Below are 19,936 nucleotides of genomic sequence, written 5' to 3' on the forward strand. Positions count from 1 at the left end.
CCAGGACGCGCGGCGCGGCGCCCTCGCTCCAGGGGGCGGGCGGGATCAGCCGGCCTCCTCGCGGAGCTCCTCGCGCGGCCGCTCGTCGCCCCGCGCGCGCTGGGCCGTCCGCTCGTCCTGCTCGGCGCGGAGCCGGTCCTGGAGGATCTGCAGGCCGGCCATGCCGTCCACCGACAGCCCGACGAGGTCCTGCAGCGACATGGCCGCGTCCTGGTTGCGGAGCGGCGGCTGCCAGCCGGTCTCGGGGTCGTGGCGGCGCAGCACCTTGGCCGGGACGCCGCCGATCACCGCGTGGTCGGGGAACTCGCCGCGCACGACGGCGCCGCCCGCGACCGCGACGTTCCGGCCGAGCCGGGTGCCGGGCAGGATGATCGCGCCGGTGCCGATCCAGCAGCCGTCGCCGATCACCACCGGGTTGTTCTCCGGCCACTGCCGGCCGACCGGCATGCCGAGGTCGGCGTAGGTGTGGTTCTGGTCGGTGATGTAGACGTTCGGGCCGGTGAACACGTCGTCGCCGATCTCGATCGACTGGTGCCCGACGATGTGCGTGCCGCGGCCGAGCGAGCAGCCCTTGCCGATCCGCACGACGAGGTCGGGGCCGAGGTCGAGGCCGGGCACGAACCCGGCGGAGATGGTGACGTGCGTGCCGACCAGCGTGTGGTCGCCGATGGAGATCCACGGCTCGCCGTACAGGGCGCCGACCGGGAACCCGATGCAGGCGCCCTCGCCGAGGTAGGCGAACCGGCGCCGCCCCGGCGTCCGCGGCGTGATCTCGCCCTGCCGCCGCGTCCACTCCCACCCGCGGTGGACGGCGTTGTGCAGGCCCTGGCGCGCCCGGTCCTTGATCCGCGCGGCCAGCGGCCGCCGCAGGGGGGTGGCGTTCGGCGACATGGCGCCCACCGTACCGGGTGGGGCACGGCGCAGTAATCACGCAGGTACCGCTAGGAAGACCCGATAGCCGTCAAAGGGGTACGGGAACGCCGAAAAGCCCGGCCGGCGGCCGGGCCCTCCGAGCGCGCTCACGGTGCGGGCCGCACCGTCCCGTCGGCGTCGACGGCGGTCGCCGAGTCCGCCACCGGCTCCTCGAACAGCGGGTCGGACTGCGCCGACCGGCGCGTCAGCAGCACGCCGACGACACCGGCGGCCGCCACCGTGGCCACGGCCAGCAGGATGAACTTGCGGCCGCGGCGGGCCGGGGGCTCCGGCTCGACGTACGAGGCGGCGTCCGACAGCAGCGAGCTCACCCGGGGGGCCAGCTCGGCCTCCACGTACTGGGCGGCCTGCTCCAGCCGGGGCGCGCTCCAGCCGCGCGCCTGCAGCAGGCGCTCGGCGGCCACGTCACGCGTGTGCTGCGCCGCCGGGGCGATCCGCTCGGCCGCGTCCGCCGCGTTCTGTTTCGCGAACTCGGAGCTCTGCCGGTAGGCATCCTGAACACGGGCCACTTTGGAGAGCACCTCATCCTGCGGGCTACGGCGAGTACTGAACTTTAGGGACACGCTAACCTCCCTGTTTGCGAGGTCCTGCCAAGCAGCCTTCCCACGGGACGGGCCGTAAACCACGACCGCGCGGTAACTGCACGAAGGTTGGCGAACCGTTCGACCGGCCCCGGTCCGCGGGCGGCACGGAGATCGAGTCCACAGGGAGGCCCCATGGCCGAGTCGGTCCTCGCGACGCTGCGCACGTCGCTCGGCGACATCGTGATCCTGCTCTACCCCGACAAGGCGCCGAAGACGGTGGAGAACTTCACCGGCCTCGCCGAGGGCACCCGCGCCTGGACGCACCCCGCCACCGGCGAGCCCGCGGACGGCCCGCTCTACCCCGGCACGCTGTTCCACCGCGTCGTCCCCGGCTTCATGATCCAGGGCGGCGACCCGCTCGGCACCGGCACCGGCGGCCCCGGCTACGCCTTCCCCGACGAGATCCACCCCGCGCTCCGCTTCAACCGGCCCTACCTGGTCGCGATGGCCAACTCCGGGCGGAACACCAACGGGTCGCAGTTCTTCATCACCACCAGCGTCGGCGCCGCGCAGCACCTCACCGGACGGCACACCATCTTCGGGAAGGTCATCGAGGGCACCGGCGTCGTCGACCGCATCGCCGCCCTCCCGGCGGACGCCGACGGCCGACCCGAGCAGGACGTCACCATCGAGTCGGTGACGATCGAGCGCCGCCGGTCGTAGTACAAGTGTGAACCCCACCCGCCCGGCCGCCACGGAGCCCGTCCGATGACCACCGAACAGCCGCCCGAACACCCGCCCGCGCCCGAGACGGCCGCACCCACCTGCTACCGCCACCCCGGCCGCGAGACGTACGTGCGCTGCACCCGCTGCGACCGGCCCATCTGCCCCGACTGCATGCGCGAGGCCGCCGTCGGCCACCAGTGCGTGGAGTGCGTCGCGGCGGGGCGCAAGAGCGTCCGGCAGCCCCGCACCGCGCTCGGCGCGCGGGCGGCGCGCCGGTCCGCGCCCGTCGTCACCTACACCCTCATCGGGCTCTGCGTCCTCGCCTACCTCGCCGAGATCGCCTCGGACCGGGTGGTGGACGACTTCGCCATGATCGGCCTGGTCCGGGACCGGGCCGGGCTGCCGGTCCCCGGCATCGGCGTCGCCGAGGGCGAGTGGTACCGGCTGTTCACCTCGATGTTCCTGCACCAGCCGCCCACCGGCGGCCCCTTCGGCATCACCCACATCCTGTTCAACATGTGGGCGCTCTGGGCGGTCGGCCCGCAGCTGGAGCAGGTGCTCGGCCGCTGGCGGTTCCTCGCCCTCTACCTGCTGTCGGGGCTCGGCGGCTCGGTGCTGCTCTACCTGGTCGCGCCGGGGACGGCGGCGGTCGGCGCGTCCGGCGCCATCTTCGGCCTGTTCGGGGCGTTCTTCGTCATCGGCCGCAAGCTCGGCATCCCGAGCGGGCCGATCCTGTTCGTGGTGGGGCTGAACCTCGTCATCACCTTCGGCGCCGGCAGCGCGATCTCCTGGCAGGCGCACATCGGCGGCCTCGTCGTCGGGCTCGTGCTCGCCGCCGTCTTCGCCTACGCGCCGGCGAAGAGCAGGCAGGCCGTCCAGATCGCGGGCGTGGCCGCCATGACGGTACTGCTCGCCGCGCTCGTCGCGGTCAAGACCGTCCAGCTCGTCTGACCCGGCGTCCCGGCGCACGGTGAGGCCGCCGCGCCCCCCAGGGGGCCGCGGCGGCCTTCGTCACCCGCGGGGCGCCGCGGCGGCTGTCCCCAGGCTGTGGATAACTTCGGTGGATTGCGCCACCGGGAAAGCGGGTAGAGGTCAGCGCCAGCGCGTGGCCAGGATGACGCCCAGGATGATCGCGACGAACCCGATGCCCAGGTTCCAGTTGCCGAGGTCGCTGAGGTAGGGCACGTTCGTGCCGGTGCTCGCGGTCACGTAGAACGTCGCGATCCAGGCGAGCCCGATCAGCCACAGCACGACCATCGTGGGCGCCAGCCAGCGCGGGCTGACCTCGGGGGCCTTGGACTTCTGCGGAGGCGTGTAGACGGCCTTCTTGCGCACTTTGGACTTGGCCACGGTGGGATCGATCTCCTCGGGCGGCTGGCCGGCCGGAGCGCCGGTCCGCGCATGGTCGTTTTGTCGGTTAGCGTGGTCGCTGGTGAGCAGCGTACGGCGTCGAACGTGGGGAAGCATCATTCCAGCCCTCACGCTGGTGGCGGGAACCCTGTTCGCGGCGAGCGCGAGCACGGCCCGCGGTACCGACCTGCGCGAGGGCGGCCGCACCAGGATCACCGAGCTCATCGCCGCCGAGCAGCGCCGCGCCCGCGCCGACCGCGCCGACTACCGGCGGCTCCGCGGCGAGGTCGACGACCTGTCCCGGCGCGCGGGCCGCCGCGACGCCCGCGTCGCCGAGGCCCGCGCCGAGGCCGACCGGCTCGCCGCCCGCGCCGGCTTCACCCCGCTCGCCGGCCGTGCCGTCCGGGTGTCCCTGGACGACGCGCGGACCTCCGGCGGCGAACCGCCGCGCGGCGCCGCGCCGAACGACCTCGTCGTCCACCAGAGCGACGTGCAGGCCGTCGTGAACGCCCTCTGGGCGGGCGGCGCCGCCGGCGTCCAGGTCATGGACCAGCGGATCATCGCGACCAGCGCCGTCCGCTGCGTCGGCAACACCCTCGTCCTCCAGGGCGTCGTGTACTCGCCGCCGTTCCGGGTGACGGCGGTGGGAGATCCGGCCCGGCTGCGCGCCGCGCTTGACTCCTCACCCGGGATTTCGATTTACAAGAGGTACGTACGCGCCTACGGGCTCGGCTACTCGGTGCGGGCCCTGCGCCGCGCCACCTTGCCCGCGTACACCGGGAACGTGACGATGGGCCACGCGACGGTGCCGTCCGGCTGAGGCGGTACGGTCCGGCGACGGCCGGTGCGGGGCGAGAGGGGGTGCGCGGTGCGGACGGTCATCCGCGGGCTGGGCGAACTGTGCATCACCGCCGGGCTGGTCCTGCTGCTGTTCGTCACCTACGAGCTGTGGGGGACCGGGCGCTACACCCGGCAGCAGCAGGACCAGCTCAACAAGGAGCTGGTGAAGTCGTGGGCGGCGCCCCGGGTGACGACCGAGAAGGTCAAGCTGGGCGCGGGGCTCGCGCTCATCCGCATCCCGCGGTTCGGCGCGAAGTACCACTTCGTGATCATCGAGGGGGTCGAGCTCGCCGACCTGCGCAAGGGCCCCGGCCACTACCCGGGCAGCGCGCTGCCCGGCGCGCTCGGCAACTTCGTCGTCTCGGGCCACCGCACGACGTACTCGGCGCCCTTCAACCGGCTCGGCGAGCTGAAGATGGGCGACCGGATCCTCATCGACACCCGGGACCGGCAGTACGTCTACAAGGTCACCGACCGCAAGATCGTCAAGCCGACGGCGGTGGACGTCACCGACCCGGTCCCCTTCCACCCCGGCCGCACCGCGACCAAGCACCTGATCACCCTGACCACCTGCCACCCGGAGTACTCGGCCGCCCAGCGGATGATCGTCTTCGGCGAGCTGAGCGAGTCCATCCCGCGCGCCGCCGCCGGGGCGGGCGCGAAGCCCGCCGCCGACCGGGTGTCCCACTGACCGGCAGTATCGACCCGCAGTATCGACCCGCAGCGTTGCCCCGACCGGAGGAGGACGGCATGTACGCCTGGATCTGGCGGAGCCTGCCCGGCACATGGCAGGCCAGGCTGGCGATCGCCGCCGGCCTGGTCGCCGCGGCGTGCGCGCTGCTCTGGTACGTGATCTTCCCTTGGCTGGAACCCAAGGTCCAGTTCGACCACGGCGTCGTCAACGGCACCCCCACCGCCCCCGCCACCACCCACCGCTGACCCCACCCACCACCGGCACCCCGCGCGCCGCTGACACCGCCCACCGCTGACCCCACCCACCACCGGCACCCCGCGCGCCGCTGACACCGCCCACCGCCGGCACCGCCCACCGCCGGCCCCCGCGCGCCGCTGACACCCCGCGCCGCTGACACCCCGCGCGCCGCCGGCTGCGATGCGCGGTTATCCACAGGCCGGGTTCTCTCTTCCCCTCGCTGACCTGGGCGTTGGACAATAAGAGAGGGTCAGCCCCCGGGCGGGCGGGGTATCTGCAGGGGGGAGCCGACCCACCACCCAGGCGGGCGGCCATCGCACGGGGAAGCCGACCCGCCACCACGGCGGGCGGCCATCGGAACCGGGGGGCCGAGATGCGGGTTGTGATCGCGGGCGGGCACGGGCACATCGCCCGGCTGCTGGAACGCCGGCTGGCGGAGGAGGGCCACACCGGCGTCGGCATCGTGCGCCGGCGCGAGCAGTTCGAGGACATCACCGCAGCAGGCGGCGAGCCCGCCCTCCTCGACCTGGAGCAGGCGTCCGTCGAGGACGTCGCGCGGCTCCTGGACGGCGCCGACGCCGCCGTGTTCGCCGCCGGCGCCGGCGGCGGCAGCACCCCCGAGCGCACCGACGCCGTCGACCGCGCCGGGGCGGCGCTGTTCGCCGCGGCCGCCGAGCGCGCCGGCGTCCGCCCGTTCGTGCAGGTGTCCTCCATCGGCGTCGACGAGCCGCCCGCCCCGGGCGCCGGCGAGGGCTGGGCCGCCTACGTCGCCGCGAAGAAGGCCGCCGAGGACGACCTGCGCGACCGCGACCTGGACTGGCGGATCCTGCGCCCCGCGTCCCTCACCGACGACGACGGCACCGGCGGCGTCGACCTCGTCGCCGAGCGCGGTGCGGTCACGAGCGGCGAGGTGCCGCGCGCCGACGTCGCGGCCGTCATCGTCGCGCTCCTGGAGCGCCCCGACCTGCACCACGTCACGCTGGAGCTCACCAAGGGCTCCACGCCGGTCGCCGAAGCCGTCAAAACCCTGTAACGACCGGCGGAAACGGCGAACGCGCCGCGCCCCGGGAGAACCCGGGACACGGCGCGTCCGTCACGCGGTGCGTCAGTTGTAGTGCGCGGGACGGCGCTCGCCGCCGCCCTCGCGGCGCGGCCCGCCGCTGTAGGAGCCGCCGCGCCGGTTGCCGCCGTAGGAGGAACCGCCCCGGCGCTCGCCGTAGCCGCCGCGGCGCTCGCCCGAGCCGGGCGCGTGCCCGCCCTCGCGGCGCTCGCCGCCGTAGCCGCCGCCCTCGCGCCGGCCCTCGTAGCCGCCTTCGCGGCGCTCGCCGCCGTAGCCGCCGCCCTCGCGGCGCGGTCCGCGGCCGTTGTAGCCGCGCCCGCCACCGCCGCCGCGGCGGCCGCCCGGACGCCCGCCGCGGCCGCCCTCGCTGCGGCGCGGGCGCTCGGGGATCAGCGGCTCCTCGATCGGGATGCCCGACGGCTCGCGCGCGCCGGTCAGCTCGACGAGGTTGGCGTCGCCGGACGCGACCCGCGTGCGGGGCGCCTCGATGCCGGCGCGGCGCGTCATCGCCGAGGTGGACCGCACCTGGTGCGGCAGCACCAGGGTGACGACGGTGCCCTTCTCGCCGGCGCGGGCGGTGCGGCCCGCGCGGTGCATGTAGTCCTTGCTGTCGGCCGGCGGGTCGACGTGCATGACCAGGCTGACGTCGTCGACGTGGATGCCGCGGGCGGCGACGTCGGTGGCGACCAGCACGCTGATCGTGCCCTCGCGGAACTCGTGCAGGGTGCGGGTGCGCAGCCCCTGGCTCTTGCCGCCGTGCAGCCCGGCGGCGCGGACGCCGACGTCGGTGAGCTGCTTGGCGAGCCGGTCCACGCCGTGCTTGGTGCGGGCGAACAGGATGGTGCGGCCCTCGCGGTTGGCGATCTCCGCGGTGATCCGGCCCTTCTCCTTCGGCGCGACGAGCAGCAGGTGGTGGTCCATCGTGTCGACGGACTCGTCGACCGGGCCGATCGCGTGCGTCACCGGGTCGTTCAGGTAGCGCTTGACGAGGACGTCGACGTCGCGGTCCAGGGTGGCCGAGAACAGCAGCCGCTGGCCGCCGGGGCGGGCCTGGTCGAGGATGTCGGTGACGTCGGGCAGGAAGCCCATGTCGGCCATGTGGTCGGCCTCGTCGAGGATGACGATCTCGACGTCGGACAGGTCGCAGGCGCCCTGGCGCATCAGGTCCTTGAGGCGGCCCGGGGTGGCGACGAGGATCTCGACGCCGCGGCGCAGCGCGTCGATCTGCTTGAACATCGAGGTCTGCCCGATGACGGTCTTGAAGTGCAGGCCGAGGCTGCGGCCGAGCGGCTCCAGGTTCGTCTGGACCTGCTGGGCGAGCTCGCGGGTCGGGACGAGGATGAGGCCGAGCGGGCGCTTGGCGGCGGCGCGACGGCCGGCGAGGCGGGCGAGCAGCGGCAGGCCGAAGGCGAGGGTCTTGCCCGAGCCGGTCTTGCCGCGGCCGAGGACGTCGTGCCCCGCGATGACGTCGGGGATGGCGGCGGCCTGGATCGGGAACGGCGCCTCGATGCCCTGGCGGGCCAGGGCGGCGACGAGCTCGGCGGGCAGGCCGAGCTCGGCGAAGGTGGGAACCTTGGCCTCGTCCTCGTGGGACGCGGCGGTCAGGTCGTGGGCAGCAGGAACGTCGGTCACGCAATACCTTCCGAGAGGGGGGCACGTCTCGGGAGGCACCACGATCTTGTCAGTGGGCGTCAAGGACGAGCCGGACGCGTTGGGCGTCGTAAGAGTGATTCGTCCAGTCTAACGTCGTCGGCCTACCTCCTTATGCCCTGTCCCGGGGTATGCCCTTCGCCACATGTCCCTCTCGGGGGGTTTTCGCCGGGTTCGCGGGGGCGGGAAACGGCCCCGGAGGAGGGTATCCGGGGCCGTTCCGTGACCTCGGCCGGCCGTTCTCAGCAGTCGCAGGTGATCCCCGACACGGGCGCCGTCAGCGGGTCGGGCGCGCCGCGCGTCACCGCGCCGCGGCCGTCCTCGACGGCGAAGCCCTCGCGGACCCAGTACTCGTAGCCGCCGAGCATCTCCTTGACGGGGACGCCGAGGCGGGCGAACTCCAGCGCCGCCCGCTGCGCGCCGTTGCAGCCCGGCCCCCAGCAGTAGACGACGGCGGTCGCGCCCGGCGGGACGAGGCCCGCGCCGCGCGCGGCGATCTCCGCGGTCGGCAGGTGGACGGCGCCGCGCGCGTGCCCCTGCCGCCAGGCCGCGTCCCCGCGCGTGTCGACGAGGACGATCCCGGGCGCGCCCTCCGCGAGGTCGCCGGCGACGTCGGACACGTCGCACTCGAACGCGAGCCGCCCCGCGAAGTGCGCGACAGCCGCCTCACTCCCGGCGGCGGGAACCCCGAGTACCCTCATCATCCACTCCTGACCTGCGACATCACCTGCGAACACCCCCGATCATCGCCGCCCGCGTCGCCCCTCCACCAGTGGCGGCATTGCCATTCCCCGCTAACATCCCGCCATGGACCTCGCCGCCCCCGCCCGCCGCCGCACCGTGTCCGTCCTCGCGTTCGACGGGATGGCGCCGTTCGAGCTCGGCTCGGTCGTGGAGGTGTTCGGGCGGCCCCGGCCCGAGCTCGGCGTCCCCTGGTACGACCTGCGGGTCTGCTCCCGCGAGCGCGGCCCGCTCCGCGCCGTCGGCGGCTTCACCCTGGCCACCGAGCACGGCCTGGACGCCTTCGCCGCCGCCGACACCGTCATGGTCGTCGCCGTCCCCGACGTGCGCGGCGACGTCCACCCCGACGTCGTCGCCGCGCTCCGGGAGGCGCACGCGCGCGGCGCGCGGATCGTGTCGATCTGCTCCGGCGCGTTCGCGCTCGCCGCCGCGGGCCTCCTCGACGGCCGCGAGGCCGCCACGCACTGGCGGTACGCCGACCTCCTCCAGCGGCGCCATCCGGCGGTGCGGGTGCGGCCGGACGTCCTGTACGTGGACGGCGGCGACGTGCTGACCGGCGCGGGCAGCGCCGCCGGCCTCGATCTCTGCCTGCACCTGGTCCGCACCGACCACGGCGCCCGCGTCGCCAACTCCGTCGCGCGCCGCCTGGTGATCCCGCCGCACCGCGACGGCGGCCAGGCCCAGTTCGTCGAGGCCCCGATCGCCGCGCCCGGGACCGACGACGCCGTCGCCCGCGCCATGGACTGGGCGCTCGCGCACCTCGCCGAGCCGATCACCGTCGCCGCGCTCGCCCGCGCGGCCCGCACGTCCGAGCGGACCTTCCTCCGGCACTTCCACCGGCAGACCGGCACGAGCCCGCTCCGCTGGGTGATCGCCCAGCGGGTCGGGGCGAGCCTGGCGCTGCTGGAGGACGGCGCGCTGCCGGTCGAGGAGGTCGGCGCGGCCGTCGGCTTCGAGAGCCCGGCGACCTTCCGGCACCACTTCGGCCGCGCCATGCGCACCTCCCCGTCGGCCTACCGGCGGACCTTCCGCGCCGGGACCGCCTGAACCGCCGCCGGCAGCAGGCCCGCCGCGAGCACCGCGGCGCCGACCGGCAGCAGGCCCGTCCGCACGGTGATGGCGGCGAACCCCGCCGCCACGAGCACCGGGCTCCACCACGGCAGCGCCCGCCGCACCGCGAGCACGACCAGCGTCCCGACGAGACCGACCATGAACAGCAGCGGCCCGACCTCGTAGAAGACGGACGGCAGCACGTGCGGGACGTCGGCGTACCGGTCGGCGAGCACGCTCTTCTCCTCCGGACCCGACGCGCGCAGCCCGACGACGATGTCGACGACCGCGACGCGCACGAACGCCGCGAGCCCGGCGAGCCCGACCGCCGCCAGCACGAGGCTCGCGCGCCGCAGCGCGACCAGCCCCACGCCGAACAGCAGCAGGCTGCCGAGGAACAGGACGTGCCCGGCCGTCCAGGCCGGGCCCGGACCGTAGTGACCGTCCAGGCCATCGAAGATCCGCACGACGCCGTAGGCGAACATCAGCAGCGGAGCGGCGATCAGAGCGAAACGGGACACGGCTACCTCCTCAGGTGAACGCCTTGATCGTCTTCCGCGCCGCACCGCGCCCGGAACCCGCGCGAGAGCCGTCCCGCACCCGCCCCCCGAGAGCTAGGGGACGCCCCTGAGACGCCTCAGGGTCACCCCGCTGACCTGCGCATACCCGCGTTCGTCGCACCACCGCACCGGGTAGATCACCGGAACGGCGGGCGGACCACGGGGGGCGACCATGAAGAGCACCTGGCCGAGGGTGCTGATCGGCGGCTTCGGCCTCTGGGTCCTCACCGTCCTCGTCACCGCCGCCACCGCGAACTCCACGCTCGTCCCGACGGTGGTGCTGCTCGGCAGCTTCCTCGTCCCGGTCACCTTCGCGATCTGGGCCTACGAGCACGGCCGGTCCGGCGAGATCACCGTGCCGCTGCTGTTCACCTCGTTCGTCGCCGGCGGCGTCCTCGGCGTGCTCGGCGCGTCGGTGCTGGAGACCTGGCTGCTGCACCCGGCCTGGTGGCTCTACCTCGGCGTCGGGCTGATCGAGGAGGCCGCCAAGCTGGTCGCCCTGATGATCGTGGCGCGCCGGGTGCGGATCCGCTCGTCCCGCGACGGCCTCGTCCTCGGCGCCGCCGTCGGCTTCGGCTTCGCCGCGTTCGAGAGCGCCGGGTACGCGCTCGACGCCCTGCTCACCGCCGACGGCATGAGCCTGCGGTCGATGCTGGAGACCGAGATCGTGCGCGGCGCCCTCACGCCCCTCGGGCACGGCCTCTGGACGGCGATCCTCGGCGGCGCCCTGTTCGGCGCCGCCCGCCGCCACGGCCGGTGGCGCCTCGACGCCACCGTCCTGCTCGCCTACCTCGGCGTCGCCCTGCTGCACGCGCTCTGGGACTCCATGCACGGCATCGCGATCGGCCTCACCCTCCTCCTCACCGGCACCCCCTCCCAGCGCGGCCTCATGGAGCGCGGCCACCTGCCGGACGCCACCGCCGCGCAGGCGCACCTCATCACCGTCCTCAACTGGACGGGACTCGCCGCGATCTCCCTGCTCGCGCTCGCCTGGCTGCGCGTCCTCGCCCGCCGCTCCCGCGCCGAACCCCCCGTCCCGGCCCGCCCCGACCACCCCTGGCGCGCCGGCCACCGCTGACGCGGCCCGTCACTCCTCCCGAACCGCAGCGGCGGCCGCACGATGCCCGGCCGCCGCGGCCGGGTCCGTCCCGTCGAGCACGGCGGCGATCCCCTCGTGCGCCGCCGCCTCCTTGGCGCTGTATCCGAGCTTCGGCGCCAGCTCCAGCGCCTCCCCGTACAGCCGCAGCGCCTCGTCCGGCAGACCGGCCAGCCGGCACGTCTCGGCATAGGGATTCAGGAAGTGGATCTTCCAGTGCTCCTCGAACAGCGCGTCCAGCAGCGCGAACGCCTCCCGGTGCGCGTCCAGCGCCTCCTCGTACCGGCCCGCCCGCCCCAGCACGACGCCGAGGCAGTTCAGGCACCACGCCTCGTTGTTCCGGTGGCCGTCCTCCCGGGCCGACTCCAGCGCCCGCCGCAGATGCCCGACGGCCTCGCCGGGCTCGTCGTCGGCGATCGCCACCCCGAGCGTGATCCGCGCCGACAGCGTCGGCGGCCACGCCGGATCGGGATGCGGGAACCCCAGCGTCTCCCGGGCCAGCCGCGCCGCCTCCTCCCGGTTCCCCAACTGCAGCATCGCCCACGCCTCGTACGCGGTCGCATGGGCCGTCCCGCTCGGGCAACCGGCCTCCGCGTACAGCCGCCCCGCCCGCCGGAACAGTTCGAGCGGCTCCTCGACGAGCCCCTCGTCCCACTTCAGGTAGCCGCGCCGCAGCGTCAGCTCGGCCTCCGACCAGACGTCCCCGGCCGCCGCCACCAGCGGCGCCGCCGCCTCGTAGGCCGCACCCGCCTCCGCCGTCCGCCCCGCGTTGTACCGCGCGAACCCGAGATCGCTGTGCGCCTCGGCGACCCTCACCGGATCCCCCAGCCGCTCCGCCGCCCCCAGCGACCGCTCGAACAGGAAGTTCAGATGCGTCGTGCCGCACCGCCGCGCGAAGTAGGCCCGCATGAACCGGGGCAGCTCGAACGCATGCGCATCGGCCCCCACCGCGACCGCCGTCTCGAAGGCGCCGATCAGGTTCTCGTACTCGACGGTGAACCAGGCCAGCGCCGCATGCTTGTCCGCGAACCGCGGCAGCTCCGCCGGCGCCCGCCCCGCCGACACCTTCCGCCCACCCGGCAGGAACGGCATCGCCGCATCAGCCGCCGCGGCCGCGTGCACGTAGTAGTCCAGCACCCGCCCCAACGCCCGCTCCCGCTCCGCCTCCGCGTCCTCCATCACCGCCCGCCGCGCATACCCGTGCACAAGATCATGCAGCCGATACCGCCCGCCCGGCGTCTGCTCCACCAGATGCGCGTCGAGCAGATCCTCCAGAACCCCCCGCGCCGCCCGCGGCGTCACATCCGCCAACGCCGCCGCCACGTACTCGTCGAACGACGCCCCCGGCAGCAGCCCGAGCAGCCGGAAGAGCCGCCGCTGCCCCCGATCCAACTGCCGCACCGACATGGCCAGCGCGGTGTCGAACTCCGTCGCCCCCTCAGCCATCCGCTCGACGAGAATCCCGACCGTCCACCCCGGCCGATGCCGCAACCGCGCCGCCGCGAGCCGCAGCGCCAGCGGCAGCCGCCCGCAGAGCCGCAGCACCTCCGCCGCCGCCTCCGGCTCCCGCCCGAGCCGCTCACCGCCCCCGCTCGCCCGCTCCAGCAGCTCCGCGCTCTCCTCCGCCGACAGCACGTCCAGCGACACAGGCGGCACCTCGTCCAACCCGACGAGCCGGTTCCGACTGGTGATCAGCGCAACCGACGACCCCGCTCCCGGCAGCAGATACCGCACCTGCTCAGCGTCCACCGCGTTGTCGAGCACCACCACAGCCCGCCGCCGCGCCAGCTCAGCCCGCCAACAAGCGGCCAACTGCTCGATCCCGTCCTGAGGCACCCGCTCAGAAGGCACGTCCAACGCCGTCAACAACATCCGCAACGCCGGATCGGGCCCCAGCGGCTCCCGCCCCTCAGTGAACCCGTGCAGATCCACGTACAACTGCGCATCCGGATACTCCCCGGCCAGCCGATGCGCCGCATGCACCGCCAGACAGGTCTTCCCGACCCCCGCCATCCCGTCAACGGCAACAACCCGCCCGCTCTTCACAGCCGCGAGCACAGCCGCCAACTCCACCTCCCTCCCGGTGAAGTCAGGCGCATCCCGAGGCAGATCATTACGCGGCGGCGCCCACACCCCCGCAGGCGGCACCTGCCGCTCCACCTGCCGGCTCGCCTTCGGCGGCGCCGGCAACGGACTGGACGCCCGCTCCCACACCGCCCGCAACGGCCGAGGATCCCGCTTCACGAGACGGCACAGGTCGAGGACGGCGGACCACGGCGGCACCGTCTGCCCGCTCAGATACCGTGACAGCGACGACGAACTAAGCCCCGCATCCCGCGCGAGCGCCCGAACCCCCCGCCCCGACACCTCCTGAAGCAGCCGCAGTCGCTCAGCCAACTCGTCCTGCGGATCGGTCCTGACCGCCATCGTCCCCCCAGCCCTCGGTGTCCCGCCCTACCGACAGCCTTCTAGACCGACAGATCCCGCTTCTAGCCCTTTCGACCGCCCCGTGCCATCCCCCGCTGACCACCGCCAACACCTCCTACGGCACCGTCCCGCGGCGCGACCGCCAGCCAGGGATTTTTCCCGCCGCCTGCTCCCCACCGACCGCACACCGCGCGCCCCCACCCGCGAAGCGGATGAGGACGCCCGAGAACCCCTTACTGGGTCTCCATGATCGTGGTGGCGACCTGACCGGAGAAACGCACATTGACGTTGTGCGGCGAGGCCTTGGCCCACTCCTCGAGCCCGTCGATCCCGCACCTGGAACCGTCCGCCGACGCCTCGGACCCGTCCGGGCACGTCCCCCCGGCGACGATCACGACGGTCCGGTCGGCGGTGAAGAAGGCGACGTCGCCCACGGTGAACTTCCCCGGCGCCAGATACCGCAGCCGCCCCCACTTGGACGCGATCGGTCGCGCAGGCGAGGAACTCCCACCCGAAGAAGGCCGAGAAGCGGACGGCTCGCTCGAAGGCCCGCCCGAAGGCGCCTCCACCGCAGGAGACGACGAGGACACGGAAGGCACCGCGGACGGCGACGCGGACGGCGACGACGCCGCCGACGTCCCCCCGTCCCCACCGTCACAAGCCGTCAGCCCGAACGCCAGCACCGCCGCCACCCCGGCCATCACGATCTTCCGCATGGTCCGCCGCTCCCATCCTCAGCGCACGACCTTCGCGATCGTGCTGTGGGAGGTGAGACGCACCCCCTCCCCGACGGTGTTCGCACCCCTGCACGTGATCAATAAGACCCGCCCCGCCCCGAACAAGCCCGCCCCCGACCCCGTCAAGACGATCACCGCACCCCAAAAGTTCACCCCCCACCACGATCTTCCCGCCCAACACAAAACGCCCCCGTCCGCGAAGCGGACGAGGGCGTTGAGACCGGTGGAGCCTGGGGGAATCGAACCCCCGACACCCTGCTTGCAAAGCAGGTGCTCTACCTACTGAGCTAAGGCCCCTGGGCGGGTCCAGCTTACCCGGGGTCGGCGGGCTCGCGCGCCTCCAGAAGGAGCGGGGGCAGGTCGGCGACGCTCGGGAGGATGTGGGTGGCGCCGGACGCGCGGAGGGTGGGGGCGTCGTGGGGGCCGGTGCGGACGCCCGCGACGATCGAGGCGCCGGCGCGGCGGCCGGCGAGCATCGCTTCGGCGGTGCCGCCGCAGACGGCGATGTGCCGGACGTCGTCGGTGCCGGCGCGGAGCGCGGCGGACAGGATGAGGTCGGGCCAGGGCTGGCCGCGGCCGGCGCCGTCGGGGCAGACGGCGAAGTCCGCGCGGTCCCACCAGCCGAGCGCTTCGAGGACGCGGCCGAGCGTGCGGCGGCCGAGGGAGCTCACGAGGCAGATGCGGACGCCCGCCTTCGCCAGCTCGTCCAGGGCCTGCTCGGCGCCCGGGACGGGTGCGAGCCCGTGGCGGCCGACGATGCGTTCGTAGGAGCTCTCGAAGGCCAGGTGCGCGGCCTGCGCGCGGGCCTCGTCGGCGAACACGGCCCGGTAGAGGTCCAGGGCCTCGGCGGCCGGGGCGGCGTCCGCGCGGGCCAGCGCCGCGGCGTGGGCGGACGTGCCCGGCGCGAGGCCGAGCGCCGCCAGCGCCTCGGTGTGGGCGGCGCGCAGCGCGCCGCCGTCCGCGACAGTGGTCCCGGCGAGATCGAGGCAGGCGATGGTGATCGGCGCTGCTCCGGTCACGCCGGGGCCTCCTTCGCGGTGCGGTCTCCGCTTGCGGGAGCCGGTCTCAGCTGTCGGAGGACGTGGCCTCGGTCCACAGGTCCAGCTCGGCGCGGTCCTGCTGCAGGCGGCGCCAGACGGCGAAACCGCCGAGAGCGACAACGGCAAGGACGAGCAGCTTCTTCACGATGGGGACCCCTTCACCTCGACTATGAAGTGCAATCACCGAGGGAGGCGTTGCGGAATGGTGTCTCCCCCAGGGACCGCAGCCTAGCAACCGCTCGCCGACGGTTCGCACCCCGTCGGGGTTATCGGACCCAACGTCCAAGTGTGGCGCGGCGGACATCTCGCCCGGACGCCCCGGGCGCCGCATACTCCGTTCATGGGCGCCCCCGACGACTTCGGCCTGTGGGAACGGGAGCTGCGGCCCGAGCCCGAGGACGGCGACGGCGGCCGCGGCCTGCTGCGCGCCGCCGTGGTGATCGTCTTCGGCTGCGTCCTGGCGATCGTGCTGGGCGACGTGGCGCTCGGCGTGGCGGGCCTGGTGCTCGCGGGGCTCATCGTGGTGCTCTGGCGCGCGGGCCTGTAGACCCGCGATGATCGGTCCATGCGACTGGACGGTGCGCGGGTCCTGCTGACGGGTGCGACCGGCGGGATCGGGAGGGCGCTCGCCGTCGCGTTCGCGGCGCGCGGCGCGCACGTGGTGCTGAGCGGCCGGCGGGCGGACGTCCTCGATCCGCTGGCCGCCGAGCTCGGCGGGACGGCGCTCGCCGCCGATCTCGCCGACCGGGACGCGCCCGAGGCGCTCCTCGCCGCGGCGGGCGAGGTGGACGTCCTCGTCGCCAACGCGGCGCTGCCCGCGTCCGGGCTGCTCGCCGACTACAGCATCGGCGAGATCGACCGGGCGCTGGACGTGAACCTGCGCGCGCCCATCGTCATGGCGAAGCTCGCCGGTGCGGCGATGGCCGGACGCGGGCGCGGCCACCTGGTCTTCGTGTCGTCGCTGTCGGGCAAGACGGCCTCCGGCCACGCGTCCCTGTACAACGCGACCAAGTTCGGGATGCGCGGCTTCGCGCTCGGGCTCCGCGAGGACCTGCGCCCGCACGGCGTCGGCGTGTCCACCGTGTTCCCCGGCTTCATCCGCGACGCCGGCATGTTCGCCGAGGCGGGCGTCTCCCTGCCGAGGGGCGTCGGCACCCGCACCCCCGAGGACGTCGCCCGCGCCACGCTGAAGGCGGTGGACCGCAACGCCGCCGAGGTGGACGTCGCGCCGCTCGGCCTGCGGCTCGGCGCGCTCATCGGCGGCGCCGCGCCCGCGCTGTCGGCCGCGGTGCAGCGCCGCGCCGGCGGCCCGCGGGTCTCGCACGACCTCGCCGCGGGGCAGCGCGCGAAACGCTGACCCGGGTGCATGGACCGCGGGCGGGCGGTGATGGAGTGGTCATCAGAGGGAGGACGACCATGACCACGATTTCCGACCGCCCGGCCGAGGCGAGCGGCACCTTCTCCGTCGGCGGCGACCTGCCGGTGCACCGGCTCGGCTACGGCGCCATGCAGCTCACCGGGCCCGGCGTCTGGGGGCCGCCCGCCGACCATGACGAGGCCGTGCGGGTGCTGCGGCGCGCCGTCGAGCTCGGCGTCACCTTCATCGACACCGCCGACTCCTACGGGCCGTTCGTCAGCGAGGACCTGATCGCCGAGGCGCTGCACCCGTACCCGGCGGAGCTGCTCGTCGCCACCAAGGGCGGTTTCACGCGCAGCGGCCCGAACGCGTGGACGCCGCTCGGGCGCCCCGAATACCTGCGGCAGTGCGTCGAGATGAGCCTGCGGCGGCTCCGCCTGGAGCGCATCGACCTCTACCAGCTGCACCGCATCGACCCGGCGGTCCCGCTCGAGGACCAGCTCGGCGTCCTGAAGGACATGCAGGGCGAGGGCAAGATCCGGCACATCGGCCTGTCCGAGGTGTCGGTGGAGGAAGTGAAGCGCTCCCGCGGCCTCACCGAGATCGCCACCGTGCAGAACCTCTACAACCTGACCGAGCGCAAGTCCGAGGACGTGCTGAAGTACTGCGAGGCCGAGGGCATCGGGTTCATCCCGTGGTTCCCGCTCGCGACGGGACAGCTCGCCGAGCCCGGCGGCGTCCTGGCGGAGGCGGCGGAGCGCCACGGCGCGTCGCCCGCACAGCTCGCCCTCGCCTGGCTGCTGCACCGCTCGCCCGTCATGCTGCCGATCCCCGGCACCTCCAAGGTCGCGCACCTGGAGGACAACCTGGCGGCCGCCGCCATCGAGCTGACCGACGACGAGGTCGCCGAGCTCACCGCTCTCGGCTGAGAGCGCCGTGCCCGGTCCCGCGCGGGCCGGGCACGGCAATTCCCCGCGCGGATCGCATTCCGGTGACGGGCCAATAACGGCTGTGCCCCCATTGTTCCGGTGCTGTTAACCTCGCCCGGATCCGCAACGGTGATCTGGACACGGCGTCGCCCGGATAGTTACCCTCGCAGGGCGGGGGAAAGGAATGCGCCGTCCTGCGGCGCGCCTTTCCGCGTCCCTTCGACGGAGGAGACCCGCGTGCGGCTGAGGGCCTCCCGTCTCGTCGCCTTCCGCATCCGCGAGGGGCACCTGGTCGCCGAGGACCCGTGGCGGCGCCGCCGGTTCCCCCTCGGCGACGCGACGTGGGGACTGCTCGCGCAATTCCGGGAGTGGCGCACACCGGGCGACGGGGAACTCGCGCTGGCCCGGGAATTGGTCGACGCCGGACTCCTCGTCGCCGAAGGTTCCGAACAGCACTTCCGCGAGGAATCCCTCGGCGCCTGGGATATGCGGGCCGATGCGCATTCCGTGACGGCCGGCGGTCCATTCCCCGCGCCGGTGCCGCCGCGTCCGGTCGCCCTCGCGCCGCCCGTCCCGATCGACGTCGGGCTCGCCGAGGCGCTGGACGCGGGCCGCGCCGTCCGCGAGTTCGCCGCCGGGGCGCCCGTCCCCTTCGCCCACCTCGGCACCGTCCTGCACCGGACGGCGGCCGCGGACCGCCCGAACGTCACGGTGTATGCGCTGGTCAGCGCGGTGGAGCGGGTCGCGGCGGGCGCCTACCGGTACGTGCCGGGCGGGCACGGGCTGGAGCGGGTGGCGGGCCCGGTCGACGCCGCGCGGCTCTGCGGCGGCCTCGGCGCGGCGGCGGACGTCGGCGCGCTGCTCCTCTACACCTACCGGGCCGCGCCGGGGCGTCCCGCCCGCGGCCGCCGCGCCTACCGGTCGCTGTTCCTCGACCTCGGCGAGGCCAGCCGGACCGCCCACCTGGCGGCGTGCGCGCTCGGCCTCGGCGCGTTCTTCACCGCCGCGATCCGCGACGAGGCCGCCGAGGCCGTCCTCGGGCCGGAGCGCGCGGGGGAGATCCCGCTCGGCGTGACCGGGCTCGGCGTGCCCGGCCCCGCCGAGGCGCGGCGCCCGCGCGTCCTGACCGGCCCGCCCCTCACGCCGGCATCCGTCACGCCGGCATGATCGGGCCGAGCCAGGTGCCGCCGCACACGTTCAGGGTCTGCCCGGTGACGTAGGCGCCGTCGGGGCCGGCGAGGAACGCGACGGCGCCGGCGATCTCGCCGGCCTCGCCGAGCCGCCCGAGCGCGGTGACCGCGGTCAGCCCGGCGACGGCCGCGGGCACCGCCCGGTGCCCGGCCGTCATGTCCGTGACGACCACGCCGGGCGCGACCGTGTTGACGGTGATGCCGCGGCCGCCGAGCTGGTTGGCCAGCGACGGCGTCATCGCGTCGGCGGCGGCCTTCGACATCGTGTAGGCGATCTGCGGGGACACCGCGATGCGCGTCGAGGCCGTCGACCCGACGGTGACGACGCGGGCGCCGTCGTTCAGCAGCGGCAGCGCCCGCTGCAGCACGAAGAACGGCGTCCGCACGTTCACCGTGAAGATCCGGTCGAACTCCTCCGGGGTGACCGCCTGGACCGGGCTCATCGACGCGATGCCGGCGTTGTTCACGAGGACGTCCAGGCCGCGGCCCGCAAGGTGCGGCGCGAGCCCGTCGAACAGGACGTCGGCGGCGTCGGGGCGGGCGAAGTCGGCGCCGACGGCGAAGGCCCGCCCGCCCTTGCCCTCGATGCCCGCCACGACCTCGTCCGCCGCCTCGCGGTTCGCGCCGTAGTGGACGGCGACGAGCGCGCCGTCCGCGGCGAGCCGCTCGGCCACCGCCCGGCCGATCCCGCGCGAGCCGCCGGTCACCAGAGCCGTCCTGCCGGTCGTCGTGGTCATGTCCTTCTCCTTCTCCCCGGGGGCGGTGCGCCCTCCCGACACCCCGGAGACTGGCCGC

General features: G+C 74.4%; 23 protein-coding genes and 1 tRNA gene. 12 read left to right on the forward strand and 12 right to left on the reverse strand.

Annotated elements, in window-relative coordinates:
- Nucleotides 1–45: 45 nt before the first annotated feature.
- Together K1Y72_RS05470 and K1Y72_RS05475 are read right to left on the reverse strand one after the other, a co-directional pair.
- The gene (locus K1Y72_RS05470) at nucleotides 46–891 is read right to left on the reverse strand and encodes an acyltransferase (RefSeq protein ID WP_220163824.1); all 846 of its coding nucleotides are present in this window, start codon (nucleotides 889–891) and stop codon (nucleotides 46–48) included.
- Between the two features lie 128 nt (nucleotides 892–1,019).
- Nucleotides 1,020–1,442 carry a hypothetical protein gene (locus K1Y72_RS05475; protein ID WP_220163826.1) on the reverse strand — a complete coding sequence of 141 codons (423 nt, stop codon included), beginning with the start codon at nucleotides 1,440–1,442 and terminating at the stop codon, nucleotides 1,020–1,022.
- A 207-nt stretch (nucleotides 1,443–1,649) separates the two neighbouring features.
- On the opposite strand from K1Y72_RS05475, the gene K1Y72_RS05480 reads away from it, so the two are divergent.
- Together K1Y72_RS05480 and K1Y72_RS05485 are read left to right on the forward strand one after the other, a co-directional pair.
- Nucleotides 1,650–2,180, forward strand: coding sequence for a peptidylprolyl isomerase (locus K1Y72_RS05480; protein WP_220163828.1), 531 nt, complete (start codon nucleotides 1,650–1,652; stop codon nucleotides 2,178–2,180).
- 45 nt (nucleotides 2,181–2,225) lie between these two features.
- Nucleotides 2,226–3,134 carry a rhomboid family intramembrane serine protease gene (locus K1Y72_RS05485; RefSeq protein ID WP_220163830.1) on the forward strand — a complete coding sequence of 303 codons (909 nt, stop codon included), beginning with the start codon at nucleotides 2,226–2,228 and terminating at the stop codon, nucleotides 3,132–3,134.
- A 141-nt stretch (nucleotides 3,135–3,275) separates the two neighbouring features.
- On the opposite strand, the gene K1Y72_RS05490 is transcribed toward K1Y72_RS05485, so the two are convergent.
- Nucleotides 3,276–3,533: a cell division protein CrgA gene (locus tag K1Y72_RS05490; protein WP_220163832.1), complete on the reverse strand. Its 258-nt coding sequence runs from the start codon at nucleotides 3,531–3,533 to the stop codon at nucleotides 3,276–3,278.
- A gap of 136 nt (nucleotides 3,534–3,669) precedes the next feature.
- On the opposite strand from K1Y72_RS05490, the gene K1Y72_RS05495 reads away from it, so the two are divergent.
- From K1Y72_RS05495 to K1Y72_RS05510, 4 genes are all read left to right on the forward strand, one after another.
- Nucleotides 3,670–4,353, forward strand: coding sequence for a DUF881 domain-containing protein (locus K1Y72_RS05495; protein WP_308286914.1), 684 nt, complete (start codon nucleotides 3,670–3,672; stop codon nucleotides 4,351–4,353).
- Nucleotides 4,354–4,401: 48 nt separating this feature from the next.
- Nucleotides 4,402–5,064 (forward strand): class E sortase, encoded by a 663-nt coding sequence (locus tag K1Y72_RS05500; RefSeq protein ID WP_220163852.1) that lies wholly within the window; start codon nucleotides 4,402–4,404, stop codon nucleotides 5,062–5,064.
- Between the two features lie 59 nt (nucleotides 5,065–5,123).
- Nucleotides 5,124–5,312, forward strand: a complete 189-nt coding sequence (locus tag K1Y72_RS05505; RefSeq protein WP_220163854.1) for a hypothetical protein — start codon at nucleotides 5,124–5,126, stop codon at nucleotides 5,310–5,312.
- A gap of 365 nt (nucleotides 5,313–5,677) precedes the next feature.
- Complete coding sequence (locus tag K1Y72_RS05510; protein WP_220163855.1) at nucleotides 5,678–6,337, forward strand: NAD(P)H-binding protein; 660 nt, start codon at nucleotides 5,678–5,680, stop codon at nucleotides 6,335–6,337.
- A gap of 72 nt (nucleotides 6,338–6,409) precedes the next feature.
- Here the strand turns inward: K1Y72_RS05510 and K1Y72_RS05515 are convergent, their stop codons facing one another.
- On the reverse strand, nucleotides 6,410–7,996 hold the full coding sequence (locus K1Y72_RS05515) for a DEAD/DEAH box helicase (protein WP_220163857.1): 1,587 nt from the start codon (nucleotides 7,994–7,996) through the stop codon (nucleotides 6,410–6,412).
- Between the two features lie 260 nt (nucleotides 7,997–8,256).
- Nucleotides 8,257–8,715 carry a rhodanese-like domain-containing protein gene (locus K1Y72_RS05520; protein WP_220163859.1) on the reverse strand — a complete coding sequence of 153 codons (459 nt, stop codon included), beginning with the start codon at nucleotides 8,713–8,715 and terminating at the stop codon, nucleotides 8,257–8,259.
- Nucleotides 8,716–8,821: 106 nt separating this feature from the next.
- Here K1Y72_RS05520 and K1Y72_RS05525 point away from each other — a divergent pair, with 106 nt between their 5' ends.
- The gene (locus K1Y72_RS05525; RefSeq protein ID WP_220163861.1) at nucleotides 8,822–9,802 is read left to right on the forward strand and encodes a helix-turn-helix domain-containing protein; all 981 of its coding nucleotides are present in this window, start codon (nucleotides 8,822–8,824) and stop codon (nucleotides 9,800–9,802) included.
- Here the strand turns inward: K1Y72_RS05525 and K1Y72_RS05530 are convergent.
- Nucleotides 9,769–10,326, reverse strand: coding sequence for a hypothetical protein (locus tag K1Y72_RS05530; protein WP_220163863.1), 558 nt, complete (start codon nucleotides 10,324–10,326; stop codon nucleotides 9,769–9,771). The genes K1Y72_RS05525 and K1Y72_RS05530 overlap by 34 nt on opposite strands.
- A 211-nt stretch (nucleotides 10,327–10,537) precedes the next feature.
- On the opposite strand from K1Y72_RS05530, the gene K1Y72_RS05535 reads away from it, so the two are divergent.
- Nucleotides 10,538–11,443 (forward strand): PrsW family intramembrane metalloprotease, encoded by a 906-nt coding sequence (locus K1Y72_RS05535; protein ID WP_220163865.1) that lies wholly within the window; start codon nucleotides 10,538–10,540, stop codon nucleotides 11,441–11,443.
- A 9-nt stretch (nucleotides 11,444–11,452) separates the two neighbouring features.
- Here K1Y72_RS05535 and K1Y72_RS05540 read toward each other — a convergent pair whose 3' ends face one another.
- From K1Y72_RS05540 to K1Y72_RS05560, 5 genes are all read right to left on the reverse strand, one after another.
- A complete protein-coding gene (locus tag K1Y72_RS05540; RefSeq protein WP_220163867.1) occupies nucleotides 11,453–13,888 on the reverse strand; it encodes a tetratricopeptide repeat protein in 2,436 nt (811 codons plus the stop codon).
- Nucleotides 13,889–14,121: 233 nt separating this feature from the next.
- Nucleotides 14,122–14,604, reverse strand: coding sequence for a hypothetical protein (locus tag K1Y72_RS05545; protein WP_220163869.1), 483 nt, complete (start codon nucleotides 14,602–14,604; stop codon nucleotides 14,122–14,124).
- A 245-nt stretch (nucleotides 14,605–14,849) separates the two neighbouring features.
- Nucleotides 14,850–14,922: transfer RNA gene (locus K1Y72_RS05550), tRNA-Ala, on the reverse strand.
- 14 nt (nucleotides 14,923–14,936) lie between these two features.
- Nucleotides 14,937–15,644, reverse strand: a complete 708-nt coding sequence (locus tag K1Y72_RS05555; RefSeq protein ID WP_220163871.1) for an HAD family hydrolase — start codon at nucleotides 15,642–15,644, stop codon at nucleotides 14,937–14,939.
- Between the two features lie 46 nt (nucleotides 15,645–15,690).
- On the reverse strand, nucleotides 15,691–15,810 hold the full coding sequence (locus K1Y72_RS05560) for a DLW-39 family protein (protein ID WP_220163873.1): 120 nt from the start codon (nucleotides 15,808–15,810) through the stop codon (nucleotides 15,691–15,693).
- Nucleotides 15,811–16,005: 195 nt separating this feature from the next.
- Between K1Y72_RS05560 and K1Y72_RS05565 the strand changes: the two genes are divergently transcribed.
- The 4 genes from K1Y72_RS05565 (at nucleotide 16,006) to K1Y72_RS05580 (ending at nucleotide 19,118) form a co-directional block, all read left to right on the forward strand.
- Nucleotides 16,006–16,212 (forward strand): hypothetical protein, encoded by a 207-nt coding sequence (locus K1Y72_RS05565; RefSeq protein WP_220163875.1) that lies wholly within the window; start codon nucleotides 16,006–16,008, stop codon nucleotides 16,210–16,212.
- Nucleotides 16,213–16,230: 18 nt separating this feature from the next.
- On the forward strand, nucleotides 16,231–17,022 hold the full coding sequence (locus tag K1Y72_RS05570; RefSeq protein ID WP_220163877.1) for an SDR family NAD(P)-dependent oxidoreductase: 792 nt from the start codon (nucleotides 16,231–16,233) through the stop codon (nucleotides 17,020–17,022).
- Nucleotides 17,023–17,081: 59 nt separating this feature from the next.
- Nucleotides 17,082–17,951 carry an aldo/keto reductase gene (locus K1Y72_RS05575; RefSeq protein ID WP_220163879.1) on the forward strand — a complete coding sequence of 290 codons (870 nt, stop codon included), beginning with the start codon at nucleotides 17,082–17,084 and terminating at the stop codon, nucleotides 17,949–17,951.
- A gap of 237 nt (nucleotides 17,952–18,188) precedes the next feature.
- Nucleotides 18,189–19,118, forward strand: coding sequence for a nitroreductase family protein (locus tag K1Y72_RS05580; protein ID WP_220163881.1), 930 nt, complete (start codon nucleotides 18,189–18,191; stop codon nucleotides 19,116–19,118).
- Here K1Y72_RS05580 and K1Y72_RS05585 read toward each other — a convergent pair.
- A complete protein-coding gene (locus K1Y72_RS05585; protein WP_220163883.1) occupies nucleotides 19,105–19,878 on the reverse strand; it encodes an SDR family oxidoreductase in 774 nt (257 codons plus the stop codon). The two genes, K1Y72_RS05580 and K1Y72_RS05585, sit on opposite strands and share 14 nt — an antisense overlap.
- Nucleotides 19,879–19,936: the final 58 nt, after the last annotated feature.

The organism is Actinomadura parmotrematis (assembly GCF_019458805.1).
GTDB lineage: Bacteria > Actinomycetota > Actinomycetes > Streptosporangiales > Streptosporangiaceae > Spirillospora > Spirillospora parmotrematis.

Coding starts and splice junctions, on each gene's coding strand:
- K1Y72_RS05470 (WP_220163824.1), bottom strand. CDS start 891: ATGTCGCCGAACGCCACCCCCCTGCGGCGGCCGCTGGCCGCGCGGATC.
- K1Y72_RS05480 (WP_220163828.1), top strand. CDS start 1,650: ATGGCCGAGTCGGTCCTCGCGACGCTGCGCACGTCGCTCGGCGACATC.
- K1Y72_RS05485 (WP_220163830.1), top strand. CDS start 2,226: ATGACCACCGAACAGCCGCCCGAACACCCGCCCGCGCCCGAGACGGCC.
- K1Y72_RS05505 (WP_220163854.1), top strand. CDS start 5,124: ATGTACGCCTGGATCTGGCGGAGCCTGCCCGGCACATGGCAGGCCAGG.
- K1Y72_RS05510 (WP_220163855.1), top strand. CDS start 5,678: ATGCGGGTTGTGATCGCGGGCGGGCACGGGCACATCGCCCGGCTGCTG.
- K1Y72_RS05520 (WP_220163859.1), bottom strand. CDS start 8,715: ATGAGGGTACTCGGGGTTCCCGCCGCCGGGAGTGAGGCGGCTGTCGCG.
- K1Y72_RS05525 (WP_220163861.1), top strand. CDS start 8,822: ATGGACCTCGCCGCCCCCGCCCGCCGCCGCACCGTGTCCGTCCTCGCG.
- K1Y72_RS05535 (WP_220163865.1), top strand. CDS start 10,538: ATGAAGAGCACCTGGCCGAGGGTGCTGATCGGCGGCTTCGGCCTCTGG.
- K1Y72_RS05540 (WP_220163867.1), bottom strand. CDS start 13,888: ATGGCGGTCAGGACCGATCCGCAGGACGAGTTGGCTGAGCGACTGCGG.
- K1Y72_RS05545 (WP_220163869.1), bottom strand. CDS start 14,604: ATGCGGAAGATCGTGATGGCCGGGGTGGCGGCGGTGCTGGCGTTCGGG.
- K1Y72_RS05565 (WP_220163875.1), top strand. CDS start 16,006: ATGGGCGCCCCCGACGACTTCGGCCTGTGGGAACGGGAGCTGCGGCCC.
- K1Y72_RS05570 (WP_220163877.1), top strand. CDS start 16,231: ATGCGACTGGACGGTGCGCGGGTCCTGCTGACGGGTGCGACCGGCGGG.
- K1Y72_RS05575 (WP_220163879.1), top strand. CDS start 17,082: ATGACCACGATTTCCGACCGCCCGGCCGAGGCGAGCGGCACCTTCTCC.
- K1Y72_RS05585 (WP_220163883.1), bottom strand. CDS start 19,878: ATGACCACGACGACCGGCAGGACGGCTCTGGTGACCGGCGGCTCGCGC.